This window comes from Celeribacter baekdonensis (assembly GCF_003047105.1).
Classification (GTDB): Bacteria; Pseudomonadota; Alphaproteobacteria; order Rhodobacterales; family Rhodobacteraceae; genus Celeribacter; species Celeribacter baekdonensis_B.
This window is the reverse complement of the sequence record NZ_CP028475.1, coordinates 1378020-1395184: the sequence shown is the minus strand read 5'-3', so window position 1 is coordinate 1395184 and position 17165 is coordinate 1378020. Positions and strand designations below refer to the sequence as shown.

The 17165-nt window shown below is 57.3% G+C and carries 16 protein-coding genes; 9 read left to right on the top strand and 7 right to left on the bottom strand.

From position 1 onward, the window contains the following. Window positions 1–43: 43 nt before the first annotated feature. Window positions 44–1390 carry an acetyl-CoA carboxylase biotin carboxylase subunit gene (gene accC, locus DA792_RS10325; protein ID WP_107719876.1) on the bottom strand — a complete coding sequence of 449 codons (1347 nt, stop codon included), beginning with the start codon at window positions 1388–1390 and terminating at the stop codon, window positions 44–46. Between the two features lie 12 nt (window positions 1391–1402). Further along, window positions 1403–1885, bottom strand: a complete 483-nt coding sequence (accB, locus tag DA792_RS10320; protein WP_107719875.1) for an acetyl-CoA carboxylase biotin carboxyl carrier protein — start codon at window positions 1883–1885, stop codon at window positions 1403–1405. A 280-nt stretch (window positions 1886–2165) separates the two neighbouring features. On the opposite strand from accB, the gene DA792_RS10315 reads away from it, so the two are divergent. Together DA792_RS10315 and preA are read left to right on the top strand one after the other, a co-directional pair. Further along, complete coding sequence (locus tag DA792_RS10315) at window positions 2166–3503, top strand: NAD(P)-dependent oxidoreductase (protein ID WP_107719874.1); 1338 nt, start codon at window positions 2166–2168, stop codon at window positions 3501–3503. 3 nt (window positions 3504–3506) lie between these two features. Next, window positions 3507–4808 (top strand): NAD-dependent dihydropyrimidine dehydrogenase subunit PreA, encoded by a 1302-nt coding sequence (gene preA, locus DA792_RS10310; RefSeq protein WP_107719873.1) that lies wholly within the window; start codon window positions 3507–3509, stop codon window positions 4806–4808. Window positions 4809–5077: 269 nt separating this feature from the next. Here preA and DA792_RS10305 read toward each other — a convergent pair whose 3' ends face one another. Further along, window positions 5078–5710 (bottom strand): hypothetical protein, encoded by a 633-nt coding sequence (locus DA792_RS10305; RefSeq protein WP_159075242.1) that lies wholly within the window; start codon window positions 5708–5710, stop codon window positions 5078–5080. A 151-nt stretch (window positions 5711–5861) separates the two neighbouring features. Then, window positions 5862–6476, bottom strand: coding sequence for a TetR family transcriptional regulator C-terminal domain-containing protein (locus DA792_RS10300; protein WP_417267197.1), 615 nt, complete (start codon window positions 6474–6476; stop codon window positions 5862–5864). A gap of 321 nt (window positions 6477–6797) precedes the next feature. Between DA792_RS10300 and DA792_RS10295 the strand changes: the two genes are divergently transcribed. The 6 genes from DA792_RS10295 to DA792_RS10270 all read left to right on the top strand — a co-directional run bounded on the left by DA792_RS10295 (window position 6798) and on the right by DA792_RS10270 (window position 13167). Then, entirely contained in the window at window positions 6798–8048 is a 1251-nt protein-coding gene (locus tag DA792_RS10295; protein WP_107719870.1) for a Zn-dependent hydrolase, read from the top strand. Window positions 8049–8153: 105 nt separating this feature from the next. Further along, entirely contained in the window at window positions 8154–9608 is a 1455-nt protein-coding gene (hydA, locus tag DA792_RS10290) for a dihydropyrimidinase (protein ID WP_107719869.1), read from the top strand. Between the two features lie 92 nt (window positions 9609–9700). Then, entirely contained in the window at window positions 9701–10477 is a 777-nt protein-coding gene (locus DA792_RS10285) for an ABC transporter ATP-binding protein (protein ID WP_107719868.1), read from the top strand. Continuing rightward, window positions 10474–11343, top strand: coding sequence for an ABC transporter permease (locus DA792_RS10280; RefSeq protein ID WP_107719867.1), 870 nt, complete (start codon window positions 10474–10476; stop codon window positions 11341–11343). Before DA792_RS10285 ends, DA792_RS10280 begins: the two co-directional genes overlap by 4 nt. Further along, window positions 11340–12116, top strand: a complete 777-nt coding sequence (locus tag DA792_RS10275) for an ABC transporter permease (RefSeq protein WP_107719866.1) — start codon at window positions 11340–11342, stop codon at window positions 12114–12116. Before DA792_RS10280 ends, DA792_RS10275 begins: the two co-directional genes overlap by 4 nt. Before the next feature lie 67 nt (window positions 12117–12183). Next, the gene (locus tag DA792_RS10270; protein WP_107719865.1) at window positions 12184–13167 is read left to right on the top strand and encodes an ABC transporter substrate-binding protein; all 984 of its coding nucleotides are present in this window, start codon (window positions 12184–12186) and stop codon (window positions 13165–13167) included. Between the two features lie 49 nt (window positions 13168–13216). Here the strand turns inward: DA792_RS10270 and DA792_RS10265 are convergent, their stop codons facing one another. Next, the gene (locus tag DA792_RS10265; RefSeq protein ID WP_107719864.1) at window positions 13217–13666 is read right to left on the bottom strand and encodes a MarR family winged helix-turn-helix transcriptional regulator; all 450 of its coding nucleotides are present in this window, start codon (window positions 13664–13666) and stop codon (window positions 13217–13219) included. Window positions 13667–13753: 87 nt separating this feature from the next. Here DA792_RS10265 and DA792_RS10260 point away from each other — a divergent pair, with 87 nt between their 5' ends. Then, window positions 13754–14074, top strand: a complete 321-nt coding sequence (locus DA792_RS10260) for a DUF1992 domain-containing protein (protein WP_107719863.1) — start codon at window positions 13754–13756, stop codon at window positions 14072–14074. Here the strand turns inward: DA792_RS10260 and DA792_RS10255 are convergent, their stop codons facing one another. Beyond that, window positions 14075–14893 carry a hypothetical protein gene (locus tag DA792_RS10255; RefSeq protein ID WP_159075241.1) on the bottom strand — a complete coding sequence of 273 codons (819 nt, stop codon included), beginning with the start codon at window positions 14891–14893 and terminating at the stop codon, window positions 14075–14077. Between the two features lie 266 nt (window positions 14894–15159). Beyond that, window positions 15160–17100, bottom strand: coding sequence for an acetate--CoA ligase (gene acs / locus DA792_RS10250; protein WP_439099395.1), 1941 nt, complete (start codon window positions 17098–17100; stop codon window positions 15160–15162). Between the last annotated feature and the right edge of the window lie 65 nt (window positions 17101–17165).

The following is a 17165-nucleotide window of genomic DNA, read 5'->3' as shown; positions in this document are numbered from 1 at the left end:
ACTCCCATGGGGTGCGGCCTTTTTTAGACATGATCGAAAGAGCTTAGCCGAGATTGGTTTCAAGCCATTTTTCGAGCCAATGGATGTTGTAATCACCTGTTTGCACGTCTTTTTCTTCGAGAAGGGCGTGAAACAGCGGGATTGTGGTGTCGACACCGTCGACGATCAACTCACCCAAAGCACGTTTGAGCCGTGCCAAGGCTTCGGGACGGTCGCGACCATGCACGATCAATTTGCCAATCAAACTGTCGTAATAAGGCGGGATCGTATAGCCGTCATACAGCGCCGAATCCATCCGCACACCCAGACCGCCGGGGGCGTGATATTGGGTGATTTTGCCGGGGCAGGGGGTGAAATTTGGCAGTTTTTCGGCGTTGATCCGCACCTCAATGGCATGACCATCGAGCAGCAAATCCTCTTGGGTGAAGGACAGTTTTTCACCCGCAGCCACGCGAATCTGTTCGCGCACAAGGTCTTGGCGGAAAATCGCTTCGGTCACCGGGTGCTCAACCTGAAGGCGGGTGTTCATTTCGATGAAATAGAACTCGCCATCCTCATAGAGGAACTCGATGGTGCCCGCGCCTTTGTAACCCATCTCAGCGATGGCCTTGGCGCAGATGCCGCCAATGCGGGCGCGTTCTTCGGCGGAAATCGAGGGGCCGGGGGCCTCTTCGAACACTTTTTGGTGGCGCCGTTGCAGCGAACAATCGCGTTCGCCCAAGTGGACACCACCGCCTTGACCATCGCCAAACACCTGCACTTCGATGTGACGCGGCTTTTGGAGATATTTCTCCATATAGACCTCGTCATTGCCAAAGGCGGCTTTGGATTCGGAGCGTGCGGTGCGGAAGGCGACCTCAAGATCGGCCTCACTGAGCGCCACTTTCATGCCGCGCCCGCCACCACCGGCGGTGGCTTTGATGATGACCGGATAGCCCATCTCAGCTGCGGCTTTTTTGGCGCTTTCCACGTCCGGCACACCGCCTTTGGAGCCGGGAACAATGGGAATACCCAAGCGTTCGGCGGTCTCTTTGGCGGTGATTTTGTCGCCCATCTGACGGATGTGTTCCGCCGACGGCCCGATGAAACTCAGCCCGTGATCTTCGACGATCTGCACAAAAGCGGCGTTTTCAGAGAGAAAACCATAGCCGGGGTGGATCGCCTGCGCGCCGGTGATTTCACAGGCGGCAATGATCGCGGGGAAGGAGAGATAGGAGAGGGTCGACGAATTTGGCCCGATACAGACGGCTTCGTCGGCCATGCGCACATGCATTGCATCCGCGTCGGCGGTGGAATGCACCGCGACGGATTGGATGCCCATCTCGCGACAGGCGCGGATCACCCGAAGGGCAATCTCGCCGCGGTTGGCGATGAGGATTTTATCGAACATGGATCAGATCCCTTATTCGATGATCATCAGCGGAGCGCCGAATTCGACCGGTGTGCCATCTTCGACGAGGATGCGTTTGACGGTGCCGGATTTCGGCGCCGGGATGTGGTTCATGGTTTTCATTGCTTCGATGATCAAAACGGTTTGACCCTCAGACACCTGATCGCCGATTTTTGCGAAAGGGGCCGCGCCCGGTTCCGCCGCCAGATAGGCGGTGCCCACCATTGGGGAGGCCAGAGCGTTTGGATCATTGGCCGGATCGGCTGCGGTGGCCACAGCCGGGGCGGCCACTGCAGCGGCGGCGGGTGCTGCGGCCACAGGGGCCGGTGCGGTGACCGTCTGAATCATCTGCGGTTGGGCGCGGCTGACACGGACATTGAGGCTGTCGTTGTCGCCATATTCGCGCATGACTTCCACTTCTGTGAGGTCATTTGCGGTCAGCAGTTCGGCGAGAGCCTGAATGAAAGCCACGTCGGCGTCGTTTTGCTTGGTCATGTGTTCAACTCGGTTTCTGCCGCCCGTCATTAAAAGCGGGCTGTTGTTCATATCGTTCGTATATAGGCGTTGTTACGCTGCGTGAAAACCCGATATCGGTCCGGGATCACGGGGGAGTGCCGCAAACTTTGCCTATGATTTGGGCGTTCGCGCATCATTCTTTGGCGTGAGAGGTCTGAAAGGTTCGAAAATGACGAGATGGTAAATTTTACCACTTGATAAAAAAATCAACCCTGCCACCCTGAGACCAACAAAAGCCAGCTAACAGGGAGCGAGCCCGATGTCCAACAGTCCGATGACGCCCGCAATTGCTGCGGGGCGCCTGCCGGCGGAAAGCTATTCCGCACAGTTTTCCGATTTGCATCCGGTTTTAGACCATCATGAGGCGCTTGTGGCCTCGGATCGGTGTTATTTTTGCCATGATGCGCCGTGCATGACCGCATGTCCGACCTCGATCGACGTGCCATTGTTTATTCGCCAGATCGCGACGGGAACGCCGGAGGCGGCGGCCCAAACGATTTTCGAACAGAATATTCTGGGTGGCATGTGCGCGCGGGTCTGTCCGACAGAGACACTGTGCGAAGAGGCCTGTGTGCGTGAAAAGGCAGAGGGCAAGCCGGTCGAAATCGGTCGGCTGCAACGCTATGCCACCGACACGCTGATGGCGAAAAATGCCCATCCCTTTACCCGCGCAGAGGCCACCGGCAAGACCGTTGCCGTGGTGGGGGCCGGGCCAGCGGGGCTGTCCGCCGCGCATCGTTTGGCGATGAAAGGTCATGATGTGGTGATGTTTGATGCGCGCCCGAAATCTGGCGGGCTCAACGAATATGGCATCGCGTCCTACAAAGCGCCGGGCGGGTTCGCCCAAAGTGAGGTCGATTGGGTGCTGCAAATTGGCGGGATCACCGTCGAGCATGGCAAGAAACTGGGCGAGGGGCTGACGCTTGCTGCGCTGCAAGAGGCCTATGATGCGGTGTTTTTGGCCATTGGCCTTGCGGGCGTCAATGCGTTGCGGGCCGAGGGGGTCGACAAGGACGGCGTTTTGGATGCGGTGGATTTCATCGCCGATCTGCGCCAATCCACCGATCTCTCAACCCTGCCTGTGGGCCGCAATGTGGTGGTGATCGGGGGCGGCATGACCGCCGTGGACGCCGCCGTGCAATCCAAACTTTTGGGCGCACAAAATGTCACCATCGTCTATCGCCGGGGCAAAGACCGGATGTCGGCCTCTGTGTATGAACAAGAGCTTGCCACCTCGAAAGGCGTGCAGATCATCTATCATGCCGCCCCCGTCGCCGTGCATGGCAATGGGGCCTGCGCCGAGATGGAATGTGAATTCACTCAAGAGGTCGATGGCACACTCTCAGGCACGGGCGAGACCTTTCGTCTGGCCGCCGATCAGGTGTTTAAAGCCATCGGGCAGACCCTTGTGGGGGTACCAGACGGGATTAAAATTGAAGGCGGCAAAATCGCCGTATCCGCAACGGGGCGTACCTCTATGGCGGGAGTTTGGGCCGGGGGCGATTGTGCCTCTGGCGGCGAAGACCTGACCGTCACCGCCGTTGCCGAGGGTCGCGATGCGGCCGAAGACATTCACGCCAGCCTGATGGAGGGCTAAGACATGGCCGATCTCACAAGCACATTCTGCGGTATCACCTCTCCGAACCCGTTTTGGTTGGCCTCCGCGCCGCCCACAGACAAAGAATACAACGTTCGCCGCGCCTTTGAGGCCGGATGGGGCGGGGTGGTTTGGAAAACCCTGGGCGAAGAAGGCCCGCCCGTGGTCAACGTCAACGGCCCGCGTTACGGGGCCATTCATGGCGCGGATCGCCGCCTTTTGGGCCTCAACAATATCGAGCTGATCACCGATCGTCCGCTTGAGGTGAATCTGGAGGAAATGACCCGCGTCAAAAAGGACTTCCCGGATCGGGCGCTGATTGCCTCGGTCATGGTGCCGTGTGATGCCGAAAGTTGGAAAAGCATCATCCCGCGCATTGCCGAAACCGGCTGTGACGGCTTCGAGCTGAACTTTGGCTGTCCGCATGGCATGGCTGAACGCGGTATGGGCGCGGCGGTGGGGCAGGTGCCCGAGTATATCGAAATGGTGACGCGCTGGTGCAAAGAGGCAACCGGATTGCCGGTGATCGTCAAGCTGACGCCGAACATCACCAATATCATTTTGCCCGCCGAAGCCGCACTGCGTGGTGGTGCGGATGCGGTGTCCTTGATCAACACGATCAATTCGATCACCTCGGTCAACCTCGACAGCTTTGCACCCGAACCGATGATCGACGGCAAAGGCACCCATGGCGGCTATTGTGGCCCAGCGGTCAAACCGATTGCGTTGAACATGGTCGCAGAGATTGCCCGCAATCCGGCCACGGCAAACCTGCCGATCTCGGGGATCGGCGGCGTGACCACATGGCGTGACGCGGCGGAATTCCTTGCCTTGGGCGCATCGAACGTTCAGGTCTGTACCGCTGCGATGACCTATGGCTTTAAAATCGTTGAAGAAATGATCTCCGGCCTGTCGCAATATATGGATGAAAAGGGCTTCAGCTCTGTGGCCGAGATCTCTGGCCGTGCGGTGCCAAACGTCACCGATTGGCAATATCTCAACCTCAACCACGTGACCAAAGCGGTGATCAATCAGGACGATTGCATCAATTGCGGGCGCTGCTATGCCGCCTGCGAAGATACCTCGCACCAAGCGATCGAGATGTCGCCGGATCGGGTGTTCACCGTTATGGATGACGAATGCGTCGCCTGTAACCTGTGCGTCAATGTCTGCCCGGTTGAGGGCTGTATCACTATGAAAACATTGGACAAAGGTGAGATGGACGAACGCACGGGCAAACCTGTTGGTGACTATGCCAATTGGACCACGCATCCCAACAATGTGGCGGCCTGTTCAGCGGAATAAAACCTGACGAGACATAGTGCATGACGTCGTGCGCATCAGGCGGGTCCTGATGCGCACAATTTATTCGGTCTGGACAGATCACGCCGGTCCAGAGCTTTGAGACATGTGATCTCGCGCGCGCTTTCATACTCCAATGGGGCAAAGCTCCGCCATGCTGGTGCCTTGATCGGGGCACCTGCGCATGAGTGTCTTGCCGGGCCGAAGCTCGGGGCAATAAAACATCAAAATATCATATGCTTAGGCCGTGCCATCCTGACGCGGGCTGGGGATTAGGCCGGATCGTACGGGCTACGCGGGTTGGCCGCCGGACCGGCATAGCGGGTCTCGGGGTCCATCGCCTCTGATGAGGTCTGCACCAAGGCCTGCGTGGCCTCCGTTGCGTCTTTTTGCACCTCGGCCTGTGTTGCTTCTGCGACGGCAGCGCGTTGGGTTTCTGTCCCCGTGCCCTCTGATGTCAAAGGTTGCGCGGCCAGAGATCGGGCCTCAGATCCACGCGGCGTAGCCGAAATGGCGGCCTCATCGCTGACTTGATTGCGCCGGGCTTCAAGCTGAGCGATGACATTGCGCAGATCGCTTTCGACCTCAAGAACAGAGGCCTGAAACGCGGGCGTTGGCCCGGTCAGAATATCTTTGGGCAGATCTTCTTTGATCCGATTCTGCGCCTCAGCTTTGGCATCCGTCGATGTGGGCGCCGCCGCATCATTCGCAGTTTCGTTCACAGGGTCACTTTTGGTGTATTTGCTGCCGTTCTGGCCGGGAAGCTCGTTCCCTTTCGTAAATGTCGCTGAGCCATCTGTCGCCGTTTGAGCGACCTGAGGCACAGCGGGCCTTGGCGGATCGGGTGGCTGTCTAAAGGCAAAACCACCTCCCCCAAAGGCTGGCACTCCCGCTACGTTGGTCATGCTCGTGCTCCTTCTTTTCAGGAGCCCCCACACTGTCCTTTATAACGGATTATGGTTTTCCAAGGGTTAAGACCCACAGAAATATTTGCTTTTGGTTAACGCGACTCATCCTGCCGCGCCTTCTGGCGGCGCGCTTTTGTTTCCAAATCCTTTATGGCGTCAACATTCGGCGGAACAGGGTTTCCAAATGCTGCCGCGCCTGTTCGAAATGCGCGTCCCCCTCCGGATGCAGAATGCCGCGAATTTGAGCGTCGAAATCGGCGTAATGCTGGGTCGTGGACCAGATCGAAAAGATCAGGTGATAGGGATTGCTGGGGGCGATTTTCCCCTCCTCAATCCAGCCTTCGATCACCGCCGCCTTTTCTTCGACCAGATTTTTCAGCTCGCCTTCGATCTTGTCCATGATGTTTGGCGCGCCTTGCACGATCTCATTGGCAAACAGGCGGCTTTCACGCGGGAACTCCCGCGCCATTTCCAATTTGCGCAAAACATAGGCAATGACCTCCTCGACAGGATCACCATCCGCCTTCATTTCACGCAACGGGTCGAGCCAGGTTTTCATCAACCCGTCGATCAAAGCGCGGTGAATGGCGACTTTCGAGGGGAAATAATAGAGTAGATTGGGTTTTGAGAGACCCGCGGCCTTGGCAATTTGATCCAGCGTTGCCCCACGAAACCCATGTTGAGAAAACACCTCTAAAGCGGCTTCCAATATGGTCTCCGTGTTCTTTTTTTGTATTCTTGTGCGTGGTTGCCGTCCCGGCATTTTTTGTTCGATTCTCATCCGCCCCGATCCTCTCGCGTTAGTCTGTCTATAATTGCTAAAAAAAACGCCAAACCGAAGGGGGAATCGCCTTAAAACCGGACTTATGGTTCGTTTGCATGGTTTTTCGGCAGATGTACGGTTTTGAGACTGAATGTTCCTGTTAGTGTTTCTCTTGACCGAATGGTCAAATCTGCTGAGGGTAGGTCAAGACCATGCGCGATGCGCGGCGTGCCCCACCTGAGCAGACTGTGACCAAGACGAGCAAAGCACAGGCGGGCGGGTCCATCGCCCAAATGATTTGATGAACGAAAGGAAAGACCCATGTCGGCACCCGGCGAAAACCTCAAAATCAATTCCGAACGCCTTTGGGAGAGCCTCATGGAGATGGCCAAGATTGGCCCTGGGATCGCGGGTGGCAACAATCGTCAGACGCTGACCGATGAGGATGCCCAAGGCCGTGCCTTGTTTCAGACATGGTGCGAAGCGGCCGGGATGACCATGGGTGTCGACACGATGGGCAATATGTTTATGACGCGTGCGGGCACGGACCCGGAGGCACTGCCAGTTTACATGGGCTCGCATCTCGACACGCAACCAACGGGCGGCAAATATGATGGCATTTTGGGCGTGCTGGGCGGCTTAGAGGCCGTGCGCACGATGAATGATCTGGGTATCAAAACCAAACACCCGATCGTGCTGACCAACTGGACCAACGAAGAGGGCACCCGGTTTGCCCCCGCCATGTTGGCCTCCGGCGTGTTCGCGGGCAAGCATGAACAGGATTGGGCCTATGATCGCGTGGATGCCAAGGGATTGAAATTTGGCGATGAATTGAAACGTATCGGCTGGGTCGGGGACGAAACAGTCGGTGCGCGCAAGATGCATGCGATGTTCGAATTGCACATTGAACAGGGCCCTATTTTGGAGGCCGAGGGCAAGGATATTGGCGTCGTGACGCACGGTCAGGGCCTGCGTTGGATCGAATGTACGGTTGAGGGCAAGGACAGCCACACCGGTTCGACGCCGATGCATATGCGCAAAAACGCCGGACGTGGTTTGGCGCTTTTGACCGAATTGGTCCATGAGATCGCGATGAAACATCAACCGGGCGCGGTGGGCGCCATTGGCCACATCGACGTGTACCCCAATTCGCGCAATGTGATCCCTGGAAAGGTGGTGTTTACCGTCGATTTCCGGTCGCATTTGCCGGATGTGCTGCATGCGATGGAGGCGGAGTATTATGAACGCGCGCCAAAACTTTGTGAGGAGATCGGGGTCACGTTCAGCTCGGAAATTTCCGGCCAATTCGAACCACCCGCCTTTGATGAGACTTTGGTGGGCGCGGTCCGCAATGCCGCCGAACGGCTGGGCTATAGCCATATGGATATCGTCTCCGGCGCGGGGCACGATGCCTGTTGGATCAACGATGTTGCACCGACCGCGATGATCATGTGCCCCTGTGTGGACGGCCTGTCCCACAATGAGGCCGAAGAGATCAGCCCGGCATGGGCGGCGGCGGGCACCGATGTGTTGTTGCATGCGGTTTTGGAGACCGCTCAGATTGTAGACTGAATGCGGGCAGGGACGAGGGGCTCGCCCCTCGTGCTCCCGAGGATATTTAAAGACAAAAGAGACTGAGGCGCGCGCGGCCTCGTCCGAGCCACAAGGAGTGAAGTCATGAGCAAGGTGATCAAAGGCGGCACGGTTGTCACCGCCGATCTGACCTATAAGGCCGATGTGAAAATCGAGGAGGGTGTGATCGTTGAGATCGGGCCGGACCTGTCGGGCGATGAGATTTTGGATGCGATCGGGTGTTTCATCATGCCGGGCGGGATTGACCCGCACACGCACCTCGAAATGCCGTTTATGGGCACCTATTCCGCCGATGATTTTGCCTCTGGCACTCGCGCCGCTTTGGCGGGCGGGACGACAATGGTGGTGGATTTCTGCCTGCCAAGTCCGGGTGAGAGCCTTTTGGATAGCCTTAAAGTCTGGGACAATAAATCCGGTCAGGCGGCCTGTGATTACTCTTACCACATGGCGATCACGTGGTGGGGAGAGCAGGTGTTTGATGAGATGAAACTCATCACCGAGGAAAAAGGTATCAATACATTCAAACACTTCCTCGCCTATAAAGGCGCGTTGATGGTGAATGATGATGAGCTTTATGCCTCGTTCAAGCGCTGCGCCGAATTGGGCGCGACGCCTTTGGTTCATGCCGAAAATGGCGATGTGGTGGCCGAATTGACGGCGCAACTTTTGGCCGAGGGCAATACCGGTCCCGAGGCCCACGCCTATTCCCGCCCGCCGCAGGTTGAGGGTGAGGCGACCAACCGCGCGATCATGTTGGCCGATATGGCGGGCGCGCCGCTTTATGTCGTTCACACCTCGTGCGAAGAGGCACATGAGGCGATCCGCCGGGCGAAAATGAATGGCAAACGGGTCTGGGGCGAACCTTTGATCCAGCATTTGGTCTTGGACGAGTCGGAGTATTTCAACGAAGATTGGGACCACGCCGCACGCCGGGTGATGTCGCCGCCGTTCCGCAACAAAAAACACCAAGACAGCCTCTGGGCCGGTCTTGCGTCGGGCACTTTGTCCTGTGTCGCGACCGATCACTGCGCCTTTACCACCGATCAAAAACGCTATGGCGTTGGTGATTTTTCCAAGATCCCGAACGGCACGGGCGGGCTTGAGGATCGGCTTCCGGTGCTGTGGACCATGGGCGTCGAGACCGGGCGGATCACGATGAATGAATTCGTCGCTGTGACCTCAACCAACATCGCTAAGATTTTGAATTGTTACCCGAAAAAGGGGGCGATTCTGGTCGGCGCAGATGCGGATATTGTGGTGATGGACCCGTCGATGTCGAAAGTGATTTCGGCGGATACGCAAGCCTCCGCGATTGATTACAACGTGTTCGAGGGGATCGAGGTCACGGCCTTGCCACGGTACGTTTTGACCCGCGGATATGTGGCCGTCGACAGGGGGGAATTGAAGGCAAAAGAGGGCCATGGTGAATTCGTCGCCCGCGATGCCAATGCGACGGTGAACACAGCCCTCTCGAAATGGAAAGAACTGACTGCCCCGCGTCCTGTGGTGCGCACAGGTATTCCGGCGACGGGCGTCTAAGGTATTGAAAATAAAAGGGCAGGGCTGAACAACGGCCCGCCCGCCAACAGGGATTGCTCCAGCATAAGAGCCAGAGCGAGGGAAAATATAAAATGAAAAAGCCAGTGATTGATGCCAAGGGCGTGGACCTGACGTTCCAGACCAATGATGGGCCGGTGCATGCGCTCAAGGATGTGAATCTTGAGATCAACAAGGGCGATTTCGTCTCTTTTATCGGGCCATCTGGCTGTGGCAAAACGACGTTTTTGCGTTGTATTGCCGGGCTTGAAACGCCGACGGGCGGGGCTTTGACCGTTAACGGGTTAACCCCGGAAGAGGCCCGTAAATCAAGGGCTTATGGCTACGTCTTTCAGGCGGCGGGACTTTATCCTTGGCGCACCATTCGCGGCAATATCCAATTGCCGCTTGAAATCATGGGCTTTCCGAAATCGGAGTGGAAAGGTCATGTTGATCGGGTGCTGGATCTGGTCGATCTGCGCGGGTTTGGCAAAAAATTCCCGTGGCAGCTCTCCGGCGGGATGCAACAACGCGCCTCTATTGCCCGCGCGCTGGCTTTTGATGCCGATATTTTGCTGATGGACGAACCCTTTGGGGCGCTGGATGAGATTGTGCGCGACAAGCTTAATGAGGAGCTGTTGAAACTCTGGGCCGCGACGCAAAAGACCATCGGTTTTGTCACCCATTCGATCCCCGAGGCGGTGTATCTATCGACCAAGATCGTGGTGATGAGCCCGCGTCCGGGGCGGATCACCGATGTGATTGAATCGACCCTGCCACCAGATCGTCCCTTGGACATTCGTGACAGCGAAGAGTTTATCAAAATCGCCCATCGGGTGCGTGAGGGCCTGCGCGCGGGGCATGACGCATGAAAAACATCCTTCCCATCCTCACAGTTGTCGCTGTGTTGATCGTGATCTGGTACGGTGCCGCGTTTAAAATGAACAGCACCTGGACCTATGACCAAGCCGCGCGGGCGGGCACGGAGGTGACGTTTTCCGACCTGCTCAGTGACACGATGCAGCAAACGCGGCCGCTTTTGCCCGCGCCGCATCAGATTGCCAGCGAGCTTTGGAAGACCACAGTTGAAAAGAAAATCACCTCGAAACGCTCGATGGTCTATCAGGGCATGATCACGCTCAAAACCACGCTTTTGGGCTTTGTCTTTGGCATTGTGATCGGTGTGGCGCTGGCCACGGTGATCGTGTTGAGCCGTGTCGGGCGGCTGACCTTGATGCCTTGGGCGATCATTTCACAGACCATTCCGATCGTCGCACTTGCCCCAATCATCGTGGTGCTCTCAAATGCGGTGGGGACCGGGACCTTGATGGTGCCCAAGGCCATCATCGCCGCCTATCTCAGCTTTTACCCGGTTTTGGTGAGTATGGTCAAAGGTTTAACTAGCCCGGATCAGATGCAACTTGACCTGTTGCGCACCTATGGCGCACGCCAAAGCGATGTGTTTTGGAAACTGCGCTTGCCCTCATCTATGCCCTATTTCTTTGCCTCGCTCAAAGTCGCCGTGGCCGCATCTTTCGTCGGCGCGGTGGTGGCGGAATTGTCGACCAGCGCCATTTCGGGCCTAGGGGCGCGGATGTTGATCGGGTCGCAGTTTGGCGAGCCGATGATCATGTGGGCGGCGCTGTTTGCGGCGGCGATCTTGGCCGGGCTTTTGATTTTCCTTGTCGGCAGCTTTGAAAAAGGCGCCCGACATCTGATGGGAGGGCGTGCGTTATGAACCGCTCTGATACACGCGCCGAACAGGTGCTTTGGCCGCTGGGATTTGGGGTCTTGGTCCTCGTTTTGTGGGAGGTTGGCGTGCGCCTGTTTGACGTTTCCCCCGCCATCTTGCCGCCGCCTTCGGCCATTTTTGCCGCGATCCTGAGGTCGGGTCCAACGCTTTGGGAAGACTGGGTGCAAACCGTGGTCAAAGGTGCGCTCAACGGTCTTTGGATGGGCACATTGGCGGCACTGATCTTGGCTGTGATCATCGACCGATTTGTGTTTTTGAAACGCGGTCTTTTGCCCGTGGCCAACTTTTTTGCCGCATTGCCTATCGTCGGCCTCGCGCCGATCATGGTGATGTGGTTCGGCTTTGATTGGCACTCAAAAGCGGCGGTGGTTGCGGTGATGGTGTTCTTTCCGATGCTGGTAAACATGCTGGGCGGTTTGGCCGCCGTGGATATGATGCAGCGGGATTTGATGCGCACTTACGCCGCCTCGCACACGCAAACATTGCTGAAATTGCGCGGGCCTGCGGCCTTGCCGTTTTTGTTCAATGGCCTCAAAATCGCCACCTCTTTGGCGCTGATCGGGGCAATTGTTGCTGAATATTTCGGCTCTCCCATCCGGGGCATGGGCTTTCGCATCTCGACAGAGATGGGACGCTTGGCAACCGACATGGTTTGGGCTGAAATTGTCGTGTCCGCGGTGACCGGAACGGCCCTTTATGGGGTCGTGTCGGCCATCGAGAAGCGGGTGACTTTTTGGCACCCATCACAACGCGGATGAGTCCGCAAAGACGATGAACCGGGGGACAAACTCCCGGCATTACCGACAACTTGGAGGTTGTATTTCGATGAAAAAGCTACTGACGAGCGCTGCCGCTCTGGCCGCTATGAGCTCTGCTGCATTCGCCGCTGATGATGTGACGCTGCAACTCAAATGGGTGACGCAGGCGCAATTCGCCGGCTACTATGTGGCTCTTGAAAAAGGGTTTTATGAGGCCGAAGACCTGAATGTGACGATCAAACCGGGTGGCCCGGATGTGGCCCCTGTGCAGGTTTTGTTGGGGGGCGGGGCCGACGTGATGGTCGATTGGATGCCTTCGGCCTTGGCCGCGCGTGAAAACGGCGCACCGGTTGTAAATATTGCCCAGCCGTACAAATCCTCGGGCATGATGCTGACCTGTCTCAAAGAAAGCGGCATCACCGGGCCCGAAGATTTCCCGGGCAAAACGCTTGGCGTTTGGTTCTATGGCAACGAATATCCGTTCCTGTCCTGGATGGGCAAACTGGGGATTGCGACCGATGGCTCCGAGGGTGGCGTAACCGTTTTGAAACAGGGCTTTAACGTCGATCCGCTGTTGCAAAAACAGGCCGCCTGTATCTCCACCATGACCTATAACGAGTATTGGCAGGTGATTGACGCGGGCATTTCTGCCGACGATCTGATCACTTTCAAATACGAAGACCAAGGCGTCGCCACGCTCGAAGATGGTCTTTATGTGCTCGAAGACAGTCTGACGGATGAAGCGTTCAAAGACAAAATGGCGCGCTTTGTGAAAGCCTCGATGGAGGGCTGGACGTATGCGGCCGCCAACCCGGAAGAAGCCGCCGAGATCGTTCTGGAATATGATGAAACCGGCGCGCAGACCATGACCCATCAGGTCCGCATGATGACCGAAGTGGCGAAACTGCTTGACGGTTCGGACGGGTCTTTGGACGTGGCTGATTATGAGCGCACGGTGGCCTCCTTGCTGTCGGGCGGCTCCGATCCGGTCATCACCAAAGAACCGGTGGGGGCCTACACGCTTGAGATCACCGATGCTGCGATGAAATAAGCGCAAGCTGTATTGAGAAATGAAAGCCCCGCCATGTTGCGGGGCTTTTTTATGGGCTGGATTTTGAAAATTCGGCCGTCAAGGTGGAAAGGATTTTGTAAAAGCCCCGGATGTCTTCCTCTGTGAACCCTTTGGCAAATTCTGCAATCTCGCGCATTTCCCGGGCGCGAATGGCGGCGATCATCGCACGGGATTCATCCGAGAGCCGATAAAAGTTTGAGGCGCGGTGACGCGGGTTTTCCACGGTTTCCACCATGCCGTTCTGTAAGAGGGATTTGATCTCGCGACCGACAAATTGCCGTGTCACATCAAGGTGTTTGGTAATCATCGGCGCAGTCGCCTGCTTCAAATGAAACAGCGCCTCCAAGAGGGCGCGTTGGCCCACGCTTACCCCAGTGCCCGCCAAATCGCGTTCCACCCGCGCCGTGATATGGCGCAACAGCGGGCGGGTCAGGGTGATCCCGGTATAAAGCTGATCTGTGAGGCTCATTTGGGGCATGTGCGTTCCTTTTCTTGTGGTTTAGGCGGGATTGGCCTAAACTGTCAACTAGGTTGACGAATTGAGTCGTCTGCGAAAGGAAATGCGATGAAATGGTCTTCTCTGATTGAGCGCCAAATCCTAAAGGCCCAAGCCGAAGGGCAAATGGAAAACCTCAAAGGCGCAGGTCAACCGTTGAATGCGCGCTCGGGCAATGACGTTGATGCCGCAGGTTTTCGGATCATGGCAGAGGCGGGGGTTGTGCCGCGCGAAATTGAGATGCGCAAACAGGTTGAAACCCTACAAGCGGCCTATAAGGCTGCGTCCGACCCCGAGGCCCGCAAAGCAGCGCAAAAGGCGCTGGCTGAGGCGCAATTGCGCCTTGATATCGAGGTCGAAGCGCGGCGGAAATATTATAGAACTTCGTGACTACATCAGCGCCGCCGGGGCGAGGTGACGGGCCTCTGCGCCGCTGCGCAATTTGAACCGTGCCAAATCTGGTGCCTTGTCGCGGTCCAATGTACCAAGATCAAGCCGCAGAACGCCCTCTGATTTCAAACGCCTGATCGCCTGCCAAAGGATCAGATTATGCGCATTGAGCGTACGGCCCTCAGCGCCGGTATGGCCGATTTGATAGCTTGCGCTGGTGCCATGGCTGACAAACAGCATCTGCGCATCAGAGGCGCTGAACAGCCGCAGGGATTTGGGCGCAACCTCTTGCATGGCTAACATAAATTCAGGAGGGAGGCCGCGATAGCGCCCCTGTGCCTGACGGTCCTTTTCGGCACGCAACAGCGGCATCAACATACCGAGGGAGGGCTGTAATTGTGCCACTTTCATCCCTGTACCTTCGGCCTTTTTTAACGCATTGCGCCATTTGCCGTGCATCCCGGCGCGTAGGGTTTCTAGGTCTTTTGAAAGATCCAGTTCCACCACCTCAGGCGCGGCAGTCAGGCCCATTCGCCTCAACCGGGTCTCGGCGGTCATCAGGTGAACACCAAAGGGCAGAGCACGGCGCAGGGAGGCGAGCGCATCACGTTGCATGCTCTGCGGACACTCAGGCAGAAACAGGGGCCCACGGGTGAGTAAGGATGTTCGGATGCCAAATTTTGTGCGCATGACGACCTGCGCAATGGCAAGAGGTGTGGCAATCGGGTGGTTGCGGTCAAAAACGCAAAACCTGATGACCTCACAGCCCAATCGTTTTGCAGTTTCGCCGTAAACCCAGCGCTGCTGCAAGGGGGCCATCACCCTGTCTGCCAGCGCCTCCCAGTCGGCGCGTTTACTGATCTCCCGTACATCCATGCCCGGATTGTGCGGTAAACAGCGTTAACAAATCCTTTTCATGGCAGCGCAAATACTCAAATTTCGTCGCCTGAGCCGGTCAAAACGCATGGAGAGATGCGACAAAGCCAAGCGGTGGGGGCGCGTAAGCCCGATTTATGCGCTCAGTTTGTTACGTATGAAAAAGGCCGCCCCGAAGGGCGGCCTTGTGTGAGCCCTGAACGGGCGTCTTAGGCCTTTTGATACAACGAATTTCTGATCAATTCCTCGACGACTTGAGGTTCAGCGAGTGTTGAGATGTCGCCCAAGCTTCCGGTGTCATTTTCTGCGATTTTGCGCAGGATGCGGCGCATGATTTTACCGGAGCGGGTTTTGGGCAGGCCGGGGGCCCATTGAATGAAGTCCGGTTTGGCGATCGGGCCGATCTCTGTGCGGACCCATTTTTCCAACTCTTTGCGCAGCGCGTCGGTCGGTTCGACATCGTTCATGAGCGTGACATAGGCGTAGATGCCTTGGCCCTTGAGTTCGTGCGGATAGCCAACGACGGCGGCTTCGGCGACCTGGGCGTGGGCGACCAGCGCACTTTCGACCTCGGCGGTGCCCATGCGGTGACCTGACACGTTGATCACGTCATCGACGCGGCCGGTGATCCAGTAATAGCCATCTTCGTCGCGCCGACAGCCGTCGCCGGAGAAGTAATAGCCTTTGTATTGCTGGAAATAGGTCTCTTGGAACCGCTCGTGATCGCCCCAAACGGTGCGCATTTGGCCGGGCCAGCTGTCTTTGATGCAGAGCACGCCCTCGGTTGCGGTTTCGTGCAATTCTTCGCCTGTGGTCGGGTCCAAAATCACCGGTTGCACGCCAAAGAACGGCACGGTCGCGGAGCCCGGTTTGGTCGGGGTCGCACCCGGCAGCGGCGTCAAAAGATGGCCGCCAGTTTCGGTTTGCCACCAGGTGTCGACGATCGGGCAATTGCCGCCGCCGACCACGTCATTGTACCAATTCCACGCCTCCGGGTTGATCGGTTCGCCGACCGTGCCCAGCAGTTTGAGCGAGGAAAGGTCATATTTTTCAACCCATTCGTTGCCTTGCCCCATGAGCGAGCGCAGCGCGGTGGGGGCGGTGTAGAATTGGTTGACCTTGTGCTTTTCGCACACCGCCCAGAACCGGCCCGCGTCGGGGTAGGAGGGCACGCCCTCGAACATCACCGTGGTCGCGCCATTGGCGAGCGGTCCGTAGACGATGTAGCTGTGACCCGTGACCCAACCGACATCGGCGGTGCACCAGAACACGTCGCCGTCGTGGTAATCGAACACATATTTATGGGTCATCGCGGCATAGGCCAGATAGCCGCCGGAGCTGTGCACGACGCCTTTGGGTTTGCCGGTGGAGCCAGAGGTGTAGAGGATGAACAGCGGATCTTCGGCGTTCATCGGACGCGGCGGGCAATCGGGGGAGGCGTGTTCCATCAGATATTTGACGTCGACATCGCGGCCCTGAATCCATGTGATCTGATCACCGGTGTGTTTGACGACGAGGCAACGGACCTTGTCGGAACAGTGCAGCAGCGCGGCGTCGGTGTTGGCCTTGAGCGGCGTGCGCTTGCCACCACGCGGCGCAGTGTCGGAGGTGATGACGAGCTTGGCACCGCAATCGTTGATGCGGTTGGCCAGAGCATCCGGGGAAAACCCTGCGAAAACAATGGAATGGATCGCGCCGATGCGGGCACAAGCGAGCATGGCATAAGCCGCCTCGGGGATCATTGGCAAATAAATCACCACGCGGTCGCCGCGCATCACACCCTGAGAAAGCAACACATTGGCGAAGCGGTTCACCTTGTCTGACAGCTCTTTGTAGGTGATGTGCTGGGCCGCGGCTTCGGGATCGTCGGGCTCAAAAATAATCGCAGTTTGTAGGGATTTTTTCGGCAAATGGCGATCAATACAGTTGGCCGACACGTTCAAAACGCCGTCCGAGTACCATTTGATGTCAACGCGCCCGAAGTCAAAACAGGTCTTTTTCACCTGCGTGTAGGGCTCCATCCAATCCAGGATCTTCCCCTGCTCCGCCCAAAACGAAACCGGATCGCTCACCGAGCGCGCGTACATTTCGGTGTATTTTTCGTTAGAGATCAGAGCATTGGCGGCGAAGTCGTCGCTTGGCGGGTACATGGGGTTCGTCATTTTGCCTCCTCCCGAGAGTGCATTTAGCCTGCGCCGGGGTGTCCGGCGCAGGC